The sequence below is a fragment of the Sphingobacterium sp. SG20118 genome, assembly GCF_044740685.1.
GTDB lineage: Bacteria > Bacteroidota > Bacteroidia > Sphingobacteriales > Sphingobacteriaceae > Sphingobacterium.
Genome location: NZ_CP172826.1, coordinates 196,441 through 215,929, shown reverse-complemented (window position 1 = coordinate 215,929; position 19,489 = coordinate 196,441). Strand labels below are relative to the sequence as shown.

The following is a 19,489-nucleotide window of genomic DNA, read 5'->3' as shown; positions in this document are numbered from 1 at the left end:
TTACTGCAAGTAAAAATAAGGATGAATTCGCATTATTTAATAAAAATTAACATTTTAAGCCCCTTACTAGCATTATATTTGCTAATCGTAACAACATCAAAATATCAAGAGATGAGATTAAAGAGATTGCTTTATGTATTTGCTATTGGACTAATTCCAACTTTCGGCCATGCCCAAGAAAACAAAAGTGTGCCTGATAATTGGTTCAATTTGGATTATGAGAAAGATGGTGTACTTGGTATAAGTACAGAAAAAACTTACGAAAGTTTATTAAAAGGAAAAAAGTCCGTTCCGGTTATCGTTGCCGTTCTAGATGGGGGTGTTGATGTCCTTCATGAGGACTTAAAGCATGTCGTGTGGATAAACGTAAAAGATAGTGTAGCTAATGGCATAGATAATGATAAGAACGGATTCATCAATGACAAGTATGGTTGGAATTTCATTGGTAATGCTTCGGGAGAAAATGTACAATTCGATAATTTGGAACTGACCCGGCTAATCCGTAAAGATGCACCAAAATTCGAGGACGTGACTGCTACAACAATATTAACCGACCAAGAGAGGCGAGATTATAATGCTTATTCAAAAATGGTGATAGCATATAACGAAAAACTTGATGAAGCCAAGTATGGTGCTTTGAATTATGTTGCATTGAAGGAAAGTGTTGACAATCTCATAAAAGATATCAATAAAGATAAATCGGCAATAACGCCAGCAGATCTGGATAGTCTGAATCCTACTGTGAACCGTCAAAAAATTGCTATTCGCATTGCTAAGGAAGAAATAGAACGAGCAGGTAGTTTCACTCGGTTTTATGAAGACTTAAAATCGGGAGCCGAATACTTTGGCAATCAAGTCGCTTACCATCTGAATAAAGATTATGACTCCCGTTCAATTGTTGGGGATAACTATGACGATGCGAGCGAATATCATTATGGTAACTCGGATGTTACGGGGCCGGACGCGTTGCATGGCACACATGTAGCTGGTATCATTGCGGCAGATCGTAAAAACAGCATCGGTATTAAAGGAGTAGCCGATAATGTTCAGATACTTTCGGTACGCCTTGTCCCTGATGGTGACGAACGTGATAAAGATGTCGCTAATGGCATTCGTTATGCGGTAGATAATGGTGCTAAAGTCATTAATATGAGCTTTGGTAAAAGTTATGCTTATAATAAAAATACAGTAGACGCTGCAGTACAGTATGCAATGTCTAAGGATGTTTCTATTGGTGCATGCTGCGGGTAATGACAGTGAGGATAATGATATTTCGACAAATTATCCAAATAAATATTTTACAGATAGTTTAGGTGCAATTACTGATACTGCTCATGCATGGATAACCGTTGGTGCAACTGGTCCACGTAAAGACGAAGAGCTCCTCGCTAGCTTTTCTAATTATGGTAAGACTTCTGTAGATGTATTCGCACCTGGATTATATATCAATTCTACTGCACCGCATTCGGAGTATAAAGAAGAGCAAGGTACGAGTATGGCTGCACCTGTAGTGGCAGGATTAGCGGGAATGTTGCGTTCTTACTACCCACAGTTAACAGCTTTGGAGACAAAAGAAATCATCATGGACTCAGTTGTAAAAGTCGAGGATACGGTCCGCATCAAATTAGAAGATGGCTCATTTAAAACTGTGAATTTGGCTGATATTTCTATCTCAGGTGGAATTGTGAATGCCTATAATGCTGTGGAAAAGGCAAATGATTATATCGCAAAAAAGAAAAAGTAACATATTGACATAATATTCGCATCTTGTTGAACGTTCTACTTATAAATTGAATGATAACAATAATTGCGTATGGTCGAAAACTTTACAACAGAAAACGAAGTTAAAAACAGCGAAAGAGGTATTAAAATCTCTGATGAGGATGTTGAAAACCTCTTAAAACTTCAACTACCAAAAATCATGATGAATCCAAGTGATTCTTGCATAGAGGGTATTTTGAACTATTCAAAATCGGTAGTCAATAAAAAGGCTTAGTCGAGAGATTAAGCCTTTTTTATTTTTTAAAAACTTAGCTATCTTTGATACATATGTTGAAAAAAGATAGATATAAAGCTTTTGTAGAATATTTTTCTAAGAATAGCCCGGATGCACAGACAGAATTAAATTATAGCAACCCTTATGAATTATTAGTCGCTGTCATATTATCTGCCCAATGCACCGATAAACGAATCAATTTGGTCACCCCAAAGCTTTTTCAACAATTTCCAGATGCCGAAGCATTAGCATATAGCACTTCTGATGAGGTTTTTACCTATATCCGTTCAGTCAGTTACCCCAATAATAAAGCTAAACATCTAGTTGGCATGGCAAAAATGCTGGTCAGTGAATTCGATTCTATCGTTCCTGAAAAAATAGAGGATTTGATTAAGCTCCCAGGTGTGGGACGGAAAACAGCAAATGTAATTTCTTCGGTTGTATATAATAAACCGGCCATGGCCGTAGATACACATGTCTTTCGTGTCAGTAATCGGCTTGGTTTAACCAGCAGGGCGACAACTCCATTAGCCGTAGAGAAGCAACTGGTCAAACACTTACCTGTAGAGACCATCGCTATAGCGCACCATTGGTTGATATTGCATGGACGTTATATCTGCTTAGCCCGCAAACCGCAATGTGACAAATGTGCCATTACCTATATGTGTAAATACTTTGAAAAGGCCCACCAGATTAAAGAAATCAAAGAAAAATCGGTCGAAAAATAATAGACTAACTTTTTTAGTAAAAATATTTTGTACTTTCAAAAGTAATCTGTACTTTTGAATCATCAATACTAAGAATATGAGCAATCCAGATAAATTAAAAGCATTACAGCTTACATTAGATAAATTAGAGAAATCATATGGTAAAGGCGCCATAATGAAATTAGGAGATACGACTGTTGACCCAATTGAATCAATCTCTACAGGTTCTTTAGGTCTTGATATCGCATTGGGTATTGGGGGCGTTCCTAAAGGTCGTGTCATTGAGATTTATGGTCCTGAATCTTCTGGTAAAACAACTCTAGCGACACATATCATTGCTGAAGCTCAAAAACAAGGCGGTATTGCTGCATTTATCGATGCAGAGCATGCTTTTGATAAATACTACGCTCAAAAATTAGGCGTTGATGTAGAAAATTTATTAATTGCTCAACCTGATAACGGCGAGCAGGCTTTAGAAATTGCCGATAATTTAATTCGTTCGGGAGCTATTGACATTATTGTCATTGACTCCGTTGCGGCTTTAGTTCCTAAGGCAGAGATTGAAGGTGAGATGGGTGATTCAAAAATGGGACTTCAAGCCCGTTTAATGTCTCAAGCATTACGTAAATTAACTGGTACTATTTCGAAAACAAACTGTTGTTGTATTTTCATCAACCAACTTCGTGAAAAAATCGGTGTTATGTTTGGTAATCCAGAGACAACAACTGGTGGTAACGCATTAAAATTCTACGCTTCTGTACGTCTGGATATTCGCCGTACTTCTCAGATAAAAGATTCAGATGAAGTATCTGGTAACCGTGTAAAAGTAAAAATCGTTAAAAATAAAGTAGCTCCTCCATTCCGTATCGCTGAATTTGATATCATGTTTGGTGAAGGTATTTCTAAAGTTGGTGAAATCATCGATTTAGGAGTTGAATACAATATCATTAAGAAAGCGGGTTCATGGTTTAGCTATGGCGAAACAAAATTGGGACAAGGTCGTGATGCTGTAAAATCATTATTACATGACAACCCTGATTTAGCCGATGAATTGGAAGCTAAAATTAGAGCTGAGGTTTCTGGCATTGATCCTAACCTAGCTTTAGAAGAAGGTTAATTTTATATTATATAAATAGTTTAGGTATAGCCATTCCCAAAAGAATGGCTATATTTATTTTTAAAAACCTTGACCAATGAAAAAATATATCCTTTATTGTTTTACACTTTTGACTCTATCGTGCAGTACACGAATGCTTTCAGCTCAGGAATTAAAGATTCTGACTTACAATATCCATCATGGTAATCCACCCAGTGAAGATGCAAGCATTATTAATCTAGATACCATTGCAGCAATTATAAAGAGAACCAATGCCGACTTGGTAGGTTTACAAGAAATTGATGTTAACCTTAGTAGATCTCAAAATATCGATCAGGCAAAAAAATTAGCGGAGCTCACAGGAATGCATTATTTCTTTTCTAAGGGTATTGATTTAGATGCAGGTGAATATGGAACGGTCATTCTTTCAAAGCACCCAATTGTAAAGACAGAACGTTTTGAGCTTCCATCTCCTATTGATAGCGAAAAAAGAAGCCTTGCAATCATCCATATTAAACTAAATGGAAAAACAATCAAATTTGCGAACACTCATCTTGATCTGAAAAAAGAAAATAGGCTCGCACAAAGTGCTTTCATTGTTGACAAATTCAAGAACGACAAAGATTTGGTTATTCTAGTTGGTGATTTAAATGCACGCCCTGAAGAGCAGCCTATCCTTAATTTAGAGCAAATATTTAAACGTAGTCAAATTAAAAATGGATTTACAATACCTGAGGTAAATCCAGATCGTGAAATTGACTTCATCATGTTAAATAAAACTCTTCAATTATCATTTAAAAATCATTCTGTTTTAGAAGAAGCATATGCTAGCGATCACAGACCTGTATATGTAGAAATTTATACGCCACAATAGCTCATGAGTATCAATCGAAGAAAATTTTTAGAGGCCTTAACCCTAGCTGGCATAACTTTGCCGAGCGTCACATTTGCTAATTACAAGAGGGAAAACACGAATGATGAAAAATTTAGTTTCATTGTCCCTGCATATTTACAGAATCAAATCGAGAGCAGTATTACTGTATTTTCTATACTCAATAAACCTGCTTTTGCTTGGTTAGAATTATTAGATGATAATAATCAGGTCATCACTAAAATTTATCAAAGTGAAGATGGCATGCTTGAAGCAAATACGGATCTTTTTAAATTTGAAATAGCAACAGCACCTAGAAAATTTAAATATAGAGTAGCGGCTAAGGAGGTACTTAAGTTTGACCCCTATAAAATTTCTTATGGGGAAGAAATCCAATCGGATGTTTTTATGGCTACGTTAGCGAGTCAAGATCAGGAGCAGATTCGCGCCTTGATTTACAATGACGTCCATGAAAATATGGATACCTATCGGGAATTAGTGCCAAATAAAAATACCGATATATATGATTTTTCAATCCTCAATGGAGATTCTTTTCACTATGTAACCAATCAAGTTGATCTTACAGAAAAACTGCTTAAGCCTTTTTCTTTTTTTGCTACCGGTAAACCTTTTATCATGAATCGTGGAAATCATGAAACACGAGGTGCGTTTTCACGACATTTCAAAAAGTATTTTGGTTATCCAGACAATAAATTCTATCAATCTTTCAAATTAGGTCCGATTTACTGGATCTTTTTAGATAGTGGTGAGGATAAACCCGATACTCATGAAGTATATGGGGGAACTGTGGATTATGACAGCTACCGAAAAGAACAAGCTTCTTGGTTAGAGAAAGTATTGCAGTCGAAAGAAAGAAAAACAGCCCAGCATACGATAGTAGTTAGCCACATTCCTGTTTTTCACGCTGATGATTGGCACGGAACATTACATAACCGCTCAACCTTTCACCCGTTGTTTCAAAAATATAGAATTGATGCCATGATTACAGGTCACACCCATAAATATGGTTACTACCCACCTGATCAAGATCATAATTACACCTTATTTATTGGAGGTGGACCGAAAGTTGGGGAGCGTACAATAATTGATGTGATGGGTGATAAAAAAAATCTAGATATAAAAATGATTAAAGATAATGGTGATCTTTTAGGACATCTTAAAAAGTCATAAGAATATTTTAATATTGGATAGAAAAGGCGCCTACTAAGTAGGCGCCTTTTCTATCCAATTTATAATCGATAAGATTATTCGCCTTCTTCTAAGAACGGATACTTATAGTTTGTATCTGGATTAAAAGTTTCTTTGATCGTACGTGGAGATACCCAACGTAATAAATTAATCATCGAACCTGCTTTATCGTTCGTACCAGAACCACGAGCTCCTCCGAATGGTTGTTGACCTACTACCGCTCCAGTACATTTATCATTAACATAGAAGTTACCTGCAGCATTACGCAATGCATGTGTTGCTTGCGCTATTGCATAACGATCTTTAGCGATAACAGAACCTGTTAGGGCATAAATAGATGTTTTATCTACGATCTCTAACGTTTCTTCCCACTTATCGTCTTCATAAACAAAAATCGTCAAAACTGGTCCAAATAACTCTTCGGACATTGTTTCATAATCAGATTTTTTAGCCAAGATGACAGTTGGTGTAATAAAATAACCTTTAGATTTATCGTAAGTACCACCGATTACTACTTCAGCATCATTTGATTCTTTAGCACGGTCAATGTATTTCGCAAGCTTATCGAAAGACTTCTCATCGATAACAGCATTGATAAAGTTTGTGAAATCTTCCGTACCTCCAATTTTGAATGAATTAATATCAGCAGTCATCGCATCTTTCAAAGCAGGCCACATCGATGCAGGAATATATGCACGAGAAGCTGCTGAACATTTTTGTCCTTGGTATTCAAAAGCACCGCGCACTAATGCTGTATTGGTAACCTGTAAGTCCGCTGTTGGGTGAATGACAATAAAATCTTTTCCACCTGTTTCACCTACGATTCTAGGGTATGTTTTATAAAGGTGAATGTTTTGTCCTATTGTCTTCCAGATATCTTGGAAAACACCTGTTGAACCAGTAAAATGGATACCAGCAAAGTCTGGGTGTTTGAAAATCACATCACCTGCATCAGGTCCTGATACATATACTAAGTTGATCACTCCTGCTGGTAAACCTGCTTCAATGAAAATCTCCATTAAAACTTGTGCAGAATAAATCTGTGCATTAGACGGTTTCCATACGACTACGTTACCCATCATCGCTACACACGAAGGTAAATTACCAGCAATGGCTGTAAAGTTAAATGGTGTCAAAGCGAAAACAAAACCTTCTAAAGGGCGTTGCTCTACACGGTTCCACACTCCTTTTCCTGATACTGGAGGTTGTTGTTCATAGATCTGAGTCATGTACTGTACATTGAAACGCAAAAAATCTGTGAACTCACATGCTGCATCAATCTCTGCTTGATATGGGTTTTTTGACTGCGCTAACATCGTTGCCGCATTCAGTTTATAACGATATTTTGTCGAAGCTAATTCAGCTGCTTTCAAAAAGATAGCGGCACGGTCTTCCCATGGTAAATTTTCCCAATCATTTTTAGCTGCTAACGCCGCGTTGATAGCATCCGTTACATGACTTTTTGTACCTTGACTATATTGTCCTAAAATGTGTTGGTGATCATGAGGTGGATTCATGGATACCTTTTTATCCGTACGCACTTCTTTTCCGCCAATATACATCGGAACGTCAACTTGTTTAGCACGCGCTTCGTCAATCGCTGCTTTTAATAATTTACGTTCTTTTGTACCAACAGCATATGAGTAAACTGGCTCATTTGTAGGTGTAGGTACATTAAAAAATCCCTTTATCATAGTAATAATTTTATATTTTCAAAAACCTGAATTTCAGTGAATTCGTTGAAATTCAGAATAAATTTACAAGATCTAAATTCGAGTTCCAATTATTCAATTAGTCTTTAGCTGTACTGGTAAAAATATGTTTAAACTTTTCCAATTTTGGTTTAATCACGAATTGACAGTAGCGGTCTTCTTTGTTATTAGCATAGTAATCTTGATGATAATCTTCGGCCTTATAAAACACTGTATATGGTGCAACTACTGTAACAATAGGTTGATCATACAGCTGCTCTTCTTTCATTTTTTTTAAATAATAATTTACTTTCGCTAATTGCTGTTTGTCATGGACAAAAATAGCGGAACGATACTGCGTTCCCACGTCATTTCCTTGCTTATTTAATTGCGTAGGATCGTGTGCGATAAAGAAAGCTTCTAATAAGGTATCGTATGTGATTTTATTCGGATCATAGACCACATTGATGGCCTCGGCATGCCCTGTCTTACCTGTTATAACCTGTGCATATGTAGGATCCTTTAACTTCCCACCCGTATAGCCGGAAATAACTTGCTGCACACCATCCAAGGTCTTGAGTTGTGCCTCAACACACCAGAAACAACCGGCTGCAAAAGTTGCGGTGTCTATACTACCGATTTGGGAATCTGGCAGAAGATCAAAGGATATTTTTTGATCTTTCTTACTTTTAGATTGGCAAGAGGTCCACAAAGTATAACACAAAATCAGCGCGAGAAGACCGAAGTAATTATTTTTTTTCATCATAATATCCTGAAATTAAAAAGCGGTAAAATGATATCATTTTACCGCTTAATGCTATCGATACTGATTCCTAAATATTATTTAGCTGCAGCATAATTTTTTGCTACTGCATCCCAATTGATTACATTGAAGATTTCTTCTAAGTAAGCTGGACGCTTATTTTGGAATTTTAAGTAGTATGCATGTTCCCAAACATCAATACCCAAAATTGGTGTACCCTTTACTTCTGCAACATCCATCAAAGGATTGTCTTGATTTGGAGTTGAAGTTACTTGTAATTTACCTTCCGCGTTTACAATTAACCAAGACCAACCAGAAACCGAAACGTGTTGCACCAGCATTTTGCAATTGTGTTTTCAATTCTGCGAAAGAACCAAAATTTTCATTGATTGCTGTTGCTAATTCGCCTGTTGGCTCTCCACCAGCATTTGGACCTAACACCGTCCAGAAAAGTTTATGATTATAATGTCCACCGCCGTTATTACGTACTGCTGCAGGATACTTACTGATATTTTTTATGATATCTTCTAAAGACAAATTTTCTGCGTCTGTACCAGCAATTGCTTTATTTAAGTTATCTACGTATGCTTGATGATGTCTATCATGGTGAATTTCCATAGTAGCCTTATCAATATGTGGTTCCAATGCGTCTGCCGAGTATGGTAGCGCCTCTAATACAAATGCCATAATTATTTATTTTTGTGTTTATTAAAAAGATTATTACAATACAAATATAACGTTTAATATACTTTTATGTTTGATTTATGGATGAAATAATGAGCGCTACCCTATCGTTTTTGACGAAAAAATGATTTAACGAGCTCTGCGCATTCTTCGCCTAATTTACCTGACTCCACAATTGTTTTTGGGTGTAAGATTTTATCATGGAATTGTGAATAGCCCCGTTTATCATCTTTCGCACCATATACGATACGTGTAATATGGGTCCAATAAGCAGCCCCAGCACACATCACGCATGGTTCAACTGTCACATATAAGGTGCAATCCACCAAATACTTTCCTCCTAAATGATTAGCTGCTGCTGTAAATGCCTGCATTTCAGCATGTGCAGTTACATCATTCAATCGTTGCGTTAGATTATGACCTCTGCCTATAATATTTCCTTTATGTACTATTACAGCACCAATTGGAACTTCTCCCTCTGCAAGTGCTAACTGCGCTTCTTTTAAAGCCTGCTGCATAAAAAATTCATCTGCGTTGTCCACAGATGTTCCTTCAAAATCGATATATCGCATGTTACATTAATTTCGCGCCATTCGGCACTTTCTTTTCCACGGTAGTCAATATAATATCTCCATTCTCATCAGCAAATCCTGTAATCAAGCATTCTGAGAAGAAGTTTCCAATTTGTTTCGTCGGAAAATTAACAACTGCAACAACTTGTTTTCCTAGTAACTCTTCTTTGGTATAATGCACTGTAATCTGTGCACTACTTTGTTTGATTCCTAAAACCGGCCCAAAATCAACAGTCAATTGATACGCTGGCTTTCGTGCTTTTGGAAAATCTTTTACTTGTTGGATAGTCCCAACACGCAGATCAACTTTCTCAAAATCTGTCCAAGATATATCTTCCATTATAACTGATTACTTGCTATATTACTTAATGATTTAGATAGAGTAAATACGACATATTCACGATCTCTATTTAGACGATTCATTAAATGATTTATCAATATTTCTTCTTGATTTTCATCGAAATGCAAGTCTAAATCAGTAAGATGGTTATATTTTCTTTTTATTTTTTCTTTTGCCGTAATCCAATCAGATTGTGTTATTTTGAGCATTAACATTTTTTAGGTATAAAATTTGTTTATATTTTTACAACTTACTAAAAGTTCAGTTAAAGATACAATTTAAATAGAAAATAAAGTTATGAAGAAAATTTTACCTGCATTGCTATTCATTTGTGGTAGTGTTGCTACCGCTAATGCCCAATTACTACCAGGTGTCGAAGTTGGTTTAAAAGGAGCCCTTAATTTTACTCAATTGAAAAATGATGGAAAATATTTCAACTCAGATAATAAAGCCGGCTATCAAGCTGGATTGTATGGTCGTGTTGGAGTCTTAGGATTTCATGTACAACCTGAAATTTACATTACTGGTAAAAATACAAAAGTTGTCTCAACGACAGACGGAGGGGAAAGTACTGATGTAAAATTTACATCTGTTGACATTCCAGTATTATTAGGCAAACGTTTTGGTTTAGGTCCAATCGGAGCTAGAATTAATACGGGACCCGTTTTTTCATTTGTAGTTGACGAGAAACAGGATAAAAATATAGGCGCCCACTTACAGGCTTCGAATTACAAAAAGAATTCAACTTCTTGGGCTTTTGGAGCGGGTGTTGATGTTTCTAGTCTACGTGTTGATTTACGCTATGAACTAGGCTTAAATAATATCCAAAAAGGCACCACTGAAAAGACAAAAATCAATATGTGGAGCATCGGATTGGGATACCGACTATTTAGCATATAACCCATTCCAGACTAATTATAAAATGCTCGTTATTAAAAAAATAACGAGCATTTTTAGTTTACGATTTAGAATAGTTCTAAATTACTTCTTTTCATGTCAAAATTGTATCATATTTAATATCAAATGGTAAATTTGCCTAATTAAATTAAATTACAAAGGATAATGAGTAAATCAAAGCCAGTTTTAAGTTCTTCTATAGGGAAGAAGCTAATCATGAGCTTAACGGGACTTTTCTTATGTACGTTCCTAATAGTTCACTTGATTGGAAACTTGCAGTTATTTAAAGATGACGCGGGTTTAGCGTTCAACCAGTACGCCTATTTCATGACGCATTTTACACCTATTAAGGTGGTGTCTTATTTATTGTATGCTTCCGTGATCATTCACGTGATTTATGCAATCGTGATTTCATTAAAAAATAAGGCTGCACGTCCTATTGGATATGCATCTTATGATGGAAGTGCTAACAGCAAATGGAACTCACGCAACATGGGTATTTTAGGTACTGTTATCTTGGTATTCTTGGCGACGCACATGTCAAATTTTTGGTGGAAGTACCATAATGACCAAACACCTTACATCGAATATCGTACAGATTTATCGACAGGAGTTACGACACATCAAGAAATCCAAGCTTCAGATTTTCATGATTACTCTGTAATTGTCGAAAATGGTGTTGAAGTTATAAAAGCACGTGACTTGTACAAGCAAGTTGACTATGCGTTTAAAAATGTTGCATTAGTAGCATTATATGTAATCGCAATGGCTGCTTTAGCATTTCACTTAATTCATGGTTTTCAGTCTGCTTTTCAGACCGTTGGATTCAATCACAAAAGATACATTGGATTGGTTCAATTTATTGGTGTATGGGTATTTGGAGTTATTGTTCCAATTCTTTTTGCAGCGATGCCATTATATTTCTATTTCCGTTAACAATATTTTAGGATAGCGGTGCTATACCCTATCTAATAAATAAAATATAAGATATGTTAGATTCAAAAGTACCAGCGGGTCCATTGGCCCAGAAATGGTCAAAACATAAATTTGAAATGAAGCTGGTTAACCCTGCTAACAAACGTAAATTCACAATTATCGTTGTTGGTACAGGATTAGCGGGAGCTTCAGCAGCTGCATCTTTAGCAGAATTAGGTTACAATGTAAAGACTTTCTGTTATCAAGATTCACCTCGTCGTGCGCACTCAATCGCTGCACAAGGTGGTATTAATGCTGCAAAAGATTATCAAAATGACGGTGATTCGGTTTATCGTTTATTCTATGATACAATTAAAGGTGGTGATTATCGTGCACGTGAAGCAAACGTATATCGTTTAGCTGAGGTGTCGAATAACATTATCGATCAGTGTGTTGCTCAAGGAGTTCCTTTTGCTCGCGAATATGGCGGTTTATTAGATAACCGTTCATTTGGTGGTGCTCAAGTATCTCGTACTTTCTATGCACGTGGACAAACTGGACAACAATTATTGTTAGGTGCGTATTCAGCATTAAACCGTCAAATCCATAAAGGTAAAGTAAAATCATACACACGTCATGAGATGCTTGACCTTGTTAAAATTGATGGTCAGGCTCGTGGTATCGTGACTCGTGACTTGGTTACCGGTAAAATCGAATCTCACGAAGGTCATGCCGTATTGCTATGTACAGGTGGATATGGTAACGTATTTTTCCTTTCAACAAATGCAATGGGTTGTAATGTAACAGCTGCATGGAGAGCTCACAAACGTGGTGCTTTATTTGCTAACCCTTGTTATACACAAATTCACCCTACTTGTATTCCAGTTACCGGAGATCACCAGTCGAAATTAACCTTGATGTCAGAATCATTGCGTAATGACGGTCGTGTTTGGGTTCCGAAAACAGTTGAGTTAGCACAGAAATTACAAAAAGGAGAATTAAAGGCTGTTGATATTAAAGAAGATGATAGAGATTACTTCTTAGAACGTAAATATCCATCATTTGGTAACTTGGTACCTCGTGACGTTGCTTCTCGTAATGCTAAAGAAGCGGTAGATGATAAACGTGGTGTTGGTAAAACCGGTGTTGCTGTATTCTTGGACTTCGCAGACGCTATCGGTCGTTTAGGTGAAGATGCTGTACGTGAAAAATACGGTAACTTGTTTGATATGTATTACCAAATTACAGACGAGAATCCTTACAAGCAACCAATGCGTATCTACCCTGCTGTTCACTATACAATGGGTGGTGTATGGGTTGATTACAATTTAATGACAACAGTACCTGGATTATATGCATTAGGAGAATGTAATTTCTCTGATCACGGAGCGAACCGTTTAGGTGCTTCTGCGTTGATGCAAGGGTTATCTGATGGTTACTTTGTTATCCCTTATACTGTTGGAGATTATTTGGCTAATTTAGGTTCATTTGCTCCTGTTGATAAAAACCATCCTGCTTTTGAATCTACTCGTAAAGAGGTTGAAATAAGAATCAATGCTTTATTAGCTTTGAATGGTACTAAAACGGTAGATGATATCCATAAAGAATTGGGCTTGATCATGTGGGAATACTGTGGTATGGCTCGTACTGAAATAGGTTTAACGAAAGCTAAAGGATTGATTCAAAACTTGAAAAAAGAGTTCTGGTCGAACGCAAAAGTTTTAGGTGAAAATGAGGAATTAAACATGTCCCTTGAAAAAGCTGGTCGTGTTGCAGATTTCATCGAATTAGGTGAATTGATGGTTGATGATGCATTGAACCGTAGAGAATCTTGTGGAGGTCACTTCCGCTTAGAGTCGCAAACGGCAGAAGGTGAAGCGCTACGTATCGACGAAGAGTTTACTTATGTTTCTGCTTGGGAATTCAAAGGTGAAAGCCAACCAGAAGTTCTTCACAAAGAGGCGTTAGTTTTCGAAAACGTTAAATTAACACAAAGAAGTTATAAATAATATCATCTGACTACCTGCGGGTAGTCAGTGATAGACTCAATATTATTATTATGAGTGCACATATGAATTTAACGCTAAAAGTTTGGCGTCAAAAAAACGATAAATCTAAAGGTCAATTCGTAACTGTACAAGCAAATGATATCGCTGATGATATGTCATTCTTAGAAATGCTTGATATTGTCAATGATGAATTGACGCGTAAAGGCGAAGATCCAATTTACTTTGATCACGACTGTCGCGAGGGAATCTGTGGAATGTGTTCATTAGTGATTAATGGACGTCCTCACGGGCCTAAATACGGCATCACAACGTGTCAATTGCACATGCGTTCATTTCATGATGGACAAACAATTGTTATTGAGCCTTGGAGAGCGGCAGCCTTCCCTGTTTTAAAAGATTTAGCGGTAGATCGTACATCATTTGACCGTATTCAACAGGCAGGTGGTTATACAAATGTCAACACAGGTGGTGCACAAGATGCTAATAACATTTTGATACCAAAACGTATTGCTGATGAGGCTTTCGAATCGGCTACTTGTATCGGCTGTGGTGCTTGCGTTGCTGCATGTAAAAACGCATCGGCAATGTTGTTCGTTTCTGCTAAGATATCTCAGTTTGCTTTGTTACCACAAGGTCAAACAGAACGTTATGAACGTGCTCAAGCGATGGTTGACCAAATGGATGCAGAAGGCTTTGGTAACTGTACTAACACTGGTGCTTGTGAAGCAGAATGTCCTAAAGGTATTAAATTAACAAATATCGCTCGTATGAATCGTGAGTACTTAGGTGCAAAATTATTCAAAGAGGAAGATATCCACGGATAAAAAATATCACTTTATAGATAAGTCCTTACAATCTTTTTGTAAGGACTTTTTTTATATATTTATATATCTATTCACTGTCAAAATAAAGATTATAAAGTGCCTGTATCCTCGAAAATAAGACTTTTACTTATACTGCTAACGTTAAGCTTTATCGTTACAGCTATTACATTACAGAATGTTGTATCGGATAAAGACATTTTAAATTTCGAGACAGCCAACTTGGAGTCAAAGATCCATGAAAAAGAAGATTTAATCGATCATTTATTCACGGATCCAATTATTTTAAAAACTTTTAAAAATGCCGAAAAATATCCTGACCAATCTTATCGCATATTAGAAAAATATGATAAAGAAGAAGGGATTAAACTTTTTATTTTTAAAAACCATGAGCTTCTTCTCTGGAGTTCTAATATATTTGTACCGCTAACCGATGGTGGTCTTAAAAACACAATCAATTACATCACTACTAACGATCGGACATTTATCGTTAAAAAAAAGGAGATCGGCAACACTACTGTACTAGCCTATGTTACAATAAAAAAATATTTTAACATCAATAATGAATATTTCACAAAAGCGTTCTCACCTTTAATTTCCAAAAGTAATAACATCGAAATTGCCGATTATAAGGATATTGGTAACATTAAAAATATTTATAGTAAAAACAAAATCTACCTATTTTCCATAAAGCTCAAGGCTGGGCAAGTGCAGAACATATTTAGCATCTTGCAAACATTATCTTGGATATTGGCCGCAATATGTTTTATTACATTGAGCTATAGTATTTCTAAACATCTTGTAAATAAAGGAAAGACAATACTTGGAGTCATTCTTTACCTAACTTCTCTAGTTATATTACGGTATATCGATCTTAACTCCAATTGGCTCAGCATTCATGCTAATTTGAGTATCTTCAACCCTAAAAATTATGCCTACAATAATATGTTTCCCAATATTTGGGGGCTACTTATAACCGTAATATTCTGCTTTCTATTTATTCTTTTCCTACATAGTATCAAAGTTAAGTTCAGTATAGAAAGGTATATTAAAAATAAAATACCAAAGATTGTGTTTACGGTAATCGCGATACTGAGTATTTACTTCTTCTTTACGGTACTTTATAGAACTTTAGGTACTCTTATTACACATTCAACAACTACTGCTGTAGATTTCACTAAATTGGTGGAATTAAACATGTTTACTTGGATTGACTTATTCATATTATGCTTAAGCTTAATTACGCTCATTTTATATATTGATATCGTCACTTCTGTAATCAGGAAATTGAAAATATCTGATACCATTTTAATCAATATTCACCTTAGTTGCCTCATTTTATTTATTCTAATAGGTACATTATTAAAAGAGAATAATGGTTTAGTAAATATCCTATTAGCGTTGATTATATTGATTCGATCTTTCAATTCGTTATTAAAATCTCGATATAGACTTGCTACTCACATCGTCGTTATCATCCTGTTATCTGTGATTTTTTCCATATATCATGGTCATTTCTACAAAATGAAGAAGCTTGATAATATGAGGCTTTTCATAAGTAATCTAGAGGCTGAGGATGATATCAACGCTGTTTCTCTGTATACTGAAATAGAAAAGGATATCTTAGAGGATGCGCAGCTAAAACATCTATTTAAAATCAGTTTACCAAATACCAACACACAAACCATAAATGAATATATTGAGCAAAAATATCTGAGTGGATATCTTTCCAAGTATGAATTCATGGGATTTTATTATCATAATAATAAGGAATTAGGACGTTACAAAAACAATAAAATTGAAGAGTATAGAGAAAAGGTAATAAAAAATTCACTAAAAATCAGCAATAATTTTTACAGATTAAACAGTGAACTGGGGACTCATGAGTATTTTTCGATAATCAATCTTCCAATCGATCAACAAAATACAGTATCTCTATATCTTAATCTAAAAAATAGATCTTTTAATAATAGTGTACCATATCCAGAGATATTAGTTGATTCCAGATTAAATAACATTGAGGTAGCGTCTTTTAATAATAGTTCAATTGGCTTATTTAAAGATGGAAATTTAATCACTCAATATGGAAAATATAACTATCCAAGCCATGACAATGCTTACCCCAATAAGGTAGGAGAATACATCAATCTAGATACTGATGATAAATATTTCCATGTCATGTATAGACCCAATAGTCATACAACATTTTTAGTGAGTAATCCTAAAGAAACAGCATGGGAATACTTAGCGACGGCATCATTTCTTTTCTTGGTTATTTTTATCTTTTTTTCTTTCTATTCCATCATCGCTTATGGTTGTAAAATATTAAAAAATAAATCTTTCAAAGTTAGAAGTTTAAAATATCACTATCTCTATTTAGTCAATAGCATCCAATATAGTTCAAGAATCCAAACGCTATTTATATCTTCTATCATTTTGGCCATATTGATATCGGGTATTATATCTTTCATCAGTATCAATATGCAACTGTCTTATAATAATACTTTGGAAAGAGAGAAATCTGTCATGGATATAAGCAAAAGATTAGAAAATATTGTCAGTACTGCTGCTACTGCCGAAGAAAGAGAAGAGCGTCTCATTTATTATCTAAAGTTATTATCAGAATCACTCTCCAAAGACTTTTCACTTTACTCAAAATCAGGCCGTTTACTCTATAGCTCGCAACCAAAAATTTATGATCTAAACATCTTATCTACTTTTATGAATGCAAATGCATTTAGAAAGTTATCACTTTTGAAAAAATCTGAAACTATTGAAGATGAACGTGTCGGAGATTTTAAATATGAATCGAGCTATGCAACAATTCGGGATGAGAACTATGCAACGATCGCTTACTTAGGTATTCCTAATTTTAATGCGCAAAGGGATGATAATTTAAATAAGAATCTTCTTTTAAATACATTAATCAATATCTATTCACTAATCATTATCGGTTTTGGTTTTTATGCTGCATTTGTTGCTAATAAAATAACCGAACCATTAAATCTAATTAGTAAAAAACTTGCTCAAACTAATTTAGGCCAACAAAATGAACCTCTATTTTGGCAGCGAAATGATGAGATAGGTGGACTGATTAAGGAATATAACCTTATGATATTGAAACTAGAGGACTATGCAAATAAAATTAAAGATAACGAACGCGAGTCCACCTGGCGTGAAATGGCACAACAGGTAGCCCATGAAATCAAAAACCCATTGACACCAATGAAACTTGGAATTCAGCAATTAACAAAATCATACCATGACAATGATGTCAAATTTGAGGAACGTTTTAAGCGAATTACGGCATCTTTTATTGAACAAATCAATAGTCTTACCCATATTGCGAAAGAGTTTTCTGCCTTTGCAAAATTGCCTGACACCAAATATGAAAAAGTAAACCTACTGGAAAAACTGAATAAATCCATCGGTGTATATATTCAAAATCCACAAGCTCAAATTAGGTTAACGAACCTAACGAATGATGCCTACTTATTTGTAGAGGCAGATCGCGACCAATTATTAAGAACGTTTAATAATTTATTGAAGAATGCAATAGAAGCAGGTTTCGGGAAAAGAAGAATTAAGATAGATATTAGTATATCGGATGGAGTAAATGAAACATACCTCGTTAAAATAAAAGATAATGGCCTTGGTATACCTCAAGATATGCGAGCACAAATATTCGAGATTAATTTTACAACAAAAAGTTCTGGAACTGGATTAGGACTGGTATTTGTCAAGAAAACTATTGAGGCAATGGGTGGCACCGTACAATTTGAGTCCATAGAAGAACATGGAACAACATTCTATATCGTCTTACCAAAATACAAGACTAATTAGGGTACGATGTTATAGAAATAGTCATTGAACTAAGCTGAAAAACAAATAAGGAGCACATATTCTATGTGCTCCTTATTTTATAATATTCACCGTTAGCAATAAAAGATATTGTTATAATTACTTCAATACGACTGTTGATCTTCCCATAATAGCATTATCTGAATATAGAAGGACAGTATATGCTCCTTTTACAAATTTATTATCGCCAGTCCAGTAAAGCGTATATTCTTCTCCATGATTTGTGAATTGAAGACCATCTTTAAAAGTAAATTGAAGCTTCTCTCCATGAGCATAGAATGTATTACCGTCCTGATTGACGATTAAATTTCCTTGAGGATCAATAATTCTGACGAAAACATCTTTTTTTCCTTCTTTAGCCAAAGTATTATCAGCTATAGTAAAATTGACACTGAGTTTATCCACTCTTTTAGCTCTCTCTTCAATTTCAAGCTTCTTATTTCGCTTTTCTTGAAGACCATAAACAGCTATATTTGAAACCTTAAGTGCAGCTGCAACATTTACTTTTGACGCTAAATTTAGATTCGAATTTTTTAAATCTGAAATCTTATTGGATGACTCAGAGACTTCTTTCTGCAATAGGTCATTCTTTTCCGCCAATATTTTATTTTCCTGTATCAACCTGTTGACATCTAAGGTAAAATATGCAACCTCACTTTTTAAGGAGGTAATTGTTGATTGCGCATAATTAATATCAGATTGTGATAGCTCTTTCCGAGCTAATTTAGCGCGCAAATCGACAATTTTATTTCTAGCATCTAATTCTTTTTCGACTAAGGGAGGAGATAATTGAACATTCTCTATTTTCATTTTATCCAGCTCGGCCTCAATCCGATCAATCTCTACTTCGAGATTTTCTTTTTCGACTGTAAGTGCATATACCTTCTCTCCTGAAGACTTAAACTTTACATAAAAATAAACATTCGTAACAACTAAAGCTGCTATTGCTATTATAAAAAAATAAACTTTCGACGTATTTCTCTTAATCTCTTCCTGCTTATTCCCTTTTACTAATTCAGTTTCCATTACACTTGAACTCCAATTTTTATTTGACTAA

18 protein-coding genes and 1 pseudogene are annotated in these 19,489 nt (G+C 35.3%); 12 read left to right on the top strand and 7 right to left on the bottom strand.

All coding sequences use genetic code 11. The annotated features are described in order from the left end of the window. Positions 1-111 precede the first annotated feature (111 nt). The 7 genes from ACFX5U_RS01135 to ACFX5U_RS01105 all read left to right on the top strand — a co-directional run bounded on the left by ACFX5U_RS01135 (position 112) and on the right by ACFX5U_RS01105 (position 5,861). The gene (locus tag ACFX5U_RS01135; protein WP_400262284.1) at positions 112-1,251 is read left to right on the top strand and encodes a S8 family serine peptidase; all 1,140 of its coding nucleotides are present in this window, start codon (positions 112-114) and stop codon (positions 1,249-1,251) included. Beyond that, a complete protein-coding gene (locus ACFX5U_RS01130; RefSeq protein ID WP_400262283.1) occupies positions 1,223-1,744 on the top strand; it encodes a S8 family serine peptidase in 522 nt (173 codons plus the stop codon). The genes ACFX5U_RS01135 and ACFX5U_RS01130 overlap by 29 nt, the downstream gene beginning before the upstream one ends. 69 nt (positions 1,745-1,813) lie before the next feature. Then, on the top strand, positions 1,814-1,996 hold the full coding sequence (locus ACFX5U_RS01125) for a hypothetical protein (protein ID WP_038695585.1): 183 nt from the start codon (positions 1,814-1,816) through the stop codon (positions 1,994-1,996). Between the two features lie 53 nt (positions 1,997-2,049). Then, complete coding sequence (gene nth, locus ACFX5U_RS01120; RefSeq protein WP_400262282.1) at positions 2,050-2,724, top strand: endonuclease III; 675 nt, start codon at positions 2,050-2,052, stop codon at positions 2,722-2,724. Positions 2,725-2,800: 76 nt separating this feature from the next. After that, positions 2,801-3,820: a recombinase RecA gene (recA, locus tag ACFX5U_RS01115; RefSeq protein ID WP_038695581.1), complete on the top strand. Its 1,020-nt coding sequence runs from the start codon at positions 2,801-2,803 to the stop codon at positions 3,818-3,820. 76 nt (positions 3,821-3,896) lie between these two features. Then, positions 3,897-4,673 carry an endonuclease/exonuclease/phosphatase family protein gene (locus ACFX5U_RS01110; RefSeq protein ID WP_400262281.1) on the top strand — a complete coding sequence of 259 codons (777 nt, stop codon included), beginning with the start codon at positions 3,897-3,899 and terminating at the stop codon, positions 4,671-4,673. Between the two features lie 3 nt (positions 4,674-4,676). Further along, the gene (locus ACFX5U_RS01105; RefSeq protein WP_400262280.1) at positions 4,677-5,861 is read left to right on the top strand and encodes a metallophosphoesterase family protein; all 1,185 of its coding nucleotides are present in this window, start codon (positions 4,677-4,679) and stop codon (positions 5,859-5,861) included. Between the two features lie 74 nt (positions 5,862-5,935). On the opposite strand, the gene pruA is transcribed toward ACFX5U_RS01105, so the two are convergent. The 6 genes and pseudogenes from pruA to ACFX5U_RS01075 form a co-directional block, all read right to left on the bottom strand. Then, complete coding sequence (gene pruA / locus ACFX5U_RS01100; protein ID WP_038695574.1) at positions 5,936-7,573, bottom strand: L-glutamate gamma-semialdehyde dehydrogenase; 1,638 nt, start codon at positions 7,571-7,573, stop codon at positions 5,936-5,938. Positions 7,574-7,670: 97 nt separating this feature from the next. Further along, positions 7,671-8,336: a peptide-methionine (S)-S-oxide reductase MsrA gene (gene msrA, locus ACFX5U_RS01095; RefSeq protein ID WP_400262279.1), complete on the bottom strand. Its 666-nt coding sequence runs from the start codon at positions 8,334-8,336 to the stop codon at positions 7,671-7,673. A 74-nt stretch (positions 8,337-8,410) separates the two neighbouring features. Further along, positions 8,411-9,020 (bottom strand): annotated as a pseudogene (locus ACFX5U_RS01090) (superoxide dismutase). Between the two features lie 101 nt (positions 9,021-9,121). After that, complete coding sequence (locus ACFX5U_RS01085; protein WP_038695568.1) at positions 9,122-9,589, bottom strand: nucleoside deaminase; 468 nt, start codon at positions 9,587-9,589, stop codon at positions 9,122-9,124. A 1-nt stretch (position 9,590) separates the two neighbouring features. After that, positions 9,591-9,929 carry a tRNA-binding protein gene (locus ACFX5U_RS01080; protein WP_038695566.1) on the bottom strand — a complete coding sequence of 113 codons (339 nt, stop codon included), beginning with the start codon at positions 9,927-9,929 and terminating at the stop codon, positions 9,591-9,593. After that, positions 9,929-10,138, bottom strand: a complete 210-nt coding sequence (locus ACFX5U_RS01075; protein ID WP_235212333.1) for a hypothetical protein — start codon at positions 10,136-10,138, stop codon at positions 9,929-9,931. The genes ACFX5U_RS01080 and ACFX5U_RS01075 overlap by 1 nt, the downstream gene beginning before the upstream one ends. An 88-nt stretch (positions 10,139-10,226) precedes the next feature. Between ACFX5U_RS01075 and ACFX5U_RS01070 the strand changes: the two genes are divergently transcribed. From ACFX5U_RS01070 to ACFX5U_RS01050, 5 genes are all read left to right on the top strand, one after another. Continuing rightward, the gene (locus ACFX5U_RS01070; protein WP_280571076.1) at positions 10,227-10,829 is read left to right on the top strand and encodes a porin family protein; all 603 of its coding nucleotides are present in this window, start codon (positions 10,227-10,229) and stop codon (positions 10,827-10,829) included. 162 nt (positions 10,830-10,991) lie between these two features. Then, entirely contained in the window at positions 10,992-11,762 is a 771-nt protein-coding gene (locus tag ACFX5U_RS01065) for a succinate dehydrogenase cytochrome b subunit (RefSeq protein WP_280571078.1), read from the top strand. Between the two features lie 53 nt (positions 11,763-11,815). Continuing rightward, entirely contained in the window at positions 11,816-13,750 is a 1,935-nt protein-coding gene (locus ACFX5U_RS01060) for a fumarate reductase/succinate dehydrogenase flavoprotein subunit (protein ID WP_400262278.1), read from the top strand. Between the two features lie 50 nt (positions 13,751-13,800). Then, positions 13,801-14,574 (top strand): succinate dehydrogenase/fumarate reductase iron-sulfur subunit, encoded by a 774-nt coding sequence (locus ACFX5U_RS01055; protein ID WP_200878598.1) that lies wholly within the window; start codon positions 13,801-13,803, stop codon positions 14,572-14,574. A 219-nt stretch (positions 14,575-14,793) separates the two neighbouring features. Further along, the gene (locus tag ACFX5U_RS01050) at positions 14,794-18,414 is read left to right on the top strand and encodes an ATP-binding protein (RefSeq protein WP_400262277.1); all 3,621 of its coding nucleotides are present in this window, start codon (positions 14,794-14,796) and stop codon (positions 18,412-18,414) included. Positions 18,415-18,531: 117 nt separating this feature from the next. On the opposite strand, the gene ACFX5U_RS01045 is transcribed toward ACFX5U_RS01050, so the two are convergent. Continuing rightward, the gene (locus ACFX5U_RS01045) at positions 18,532-19,458 is read right to left on the bottom strand and encodes a hypothetical protein (protein WP_400262276.1); all 927 of its coding nucleotides are present in this window, start codon (positions 19,456-19,458) and stop codon (positions 18,532-18,534) included. Positions 19,459-19,489: the final 31 nt, after the last annotated feature.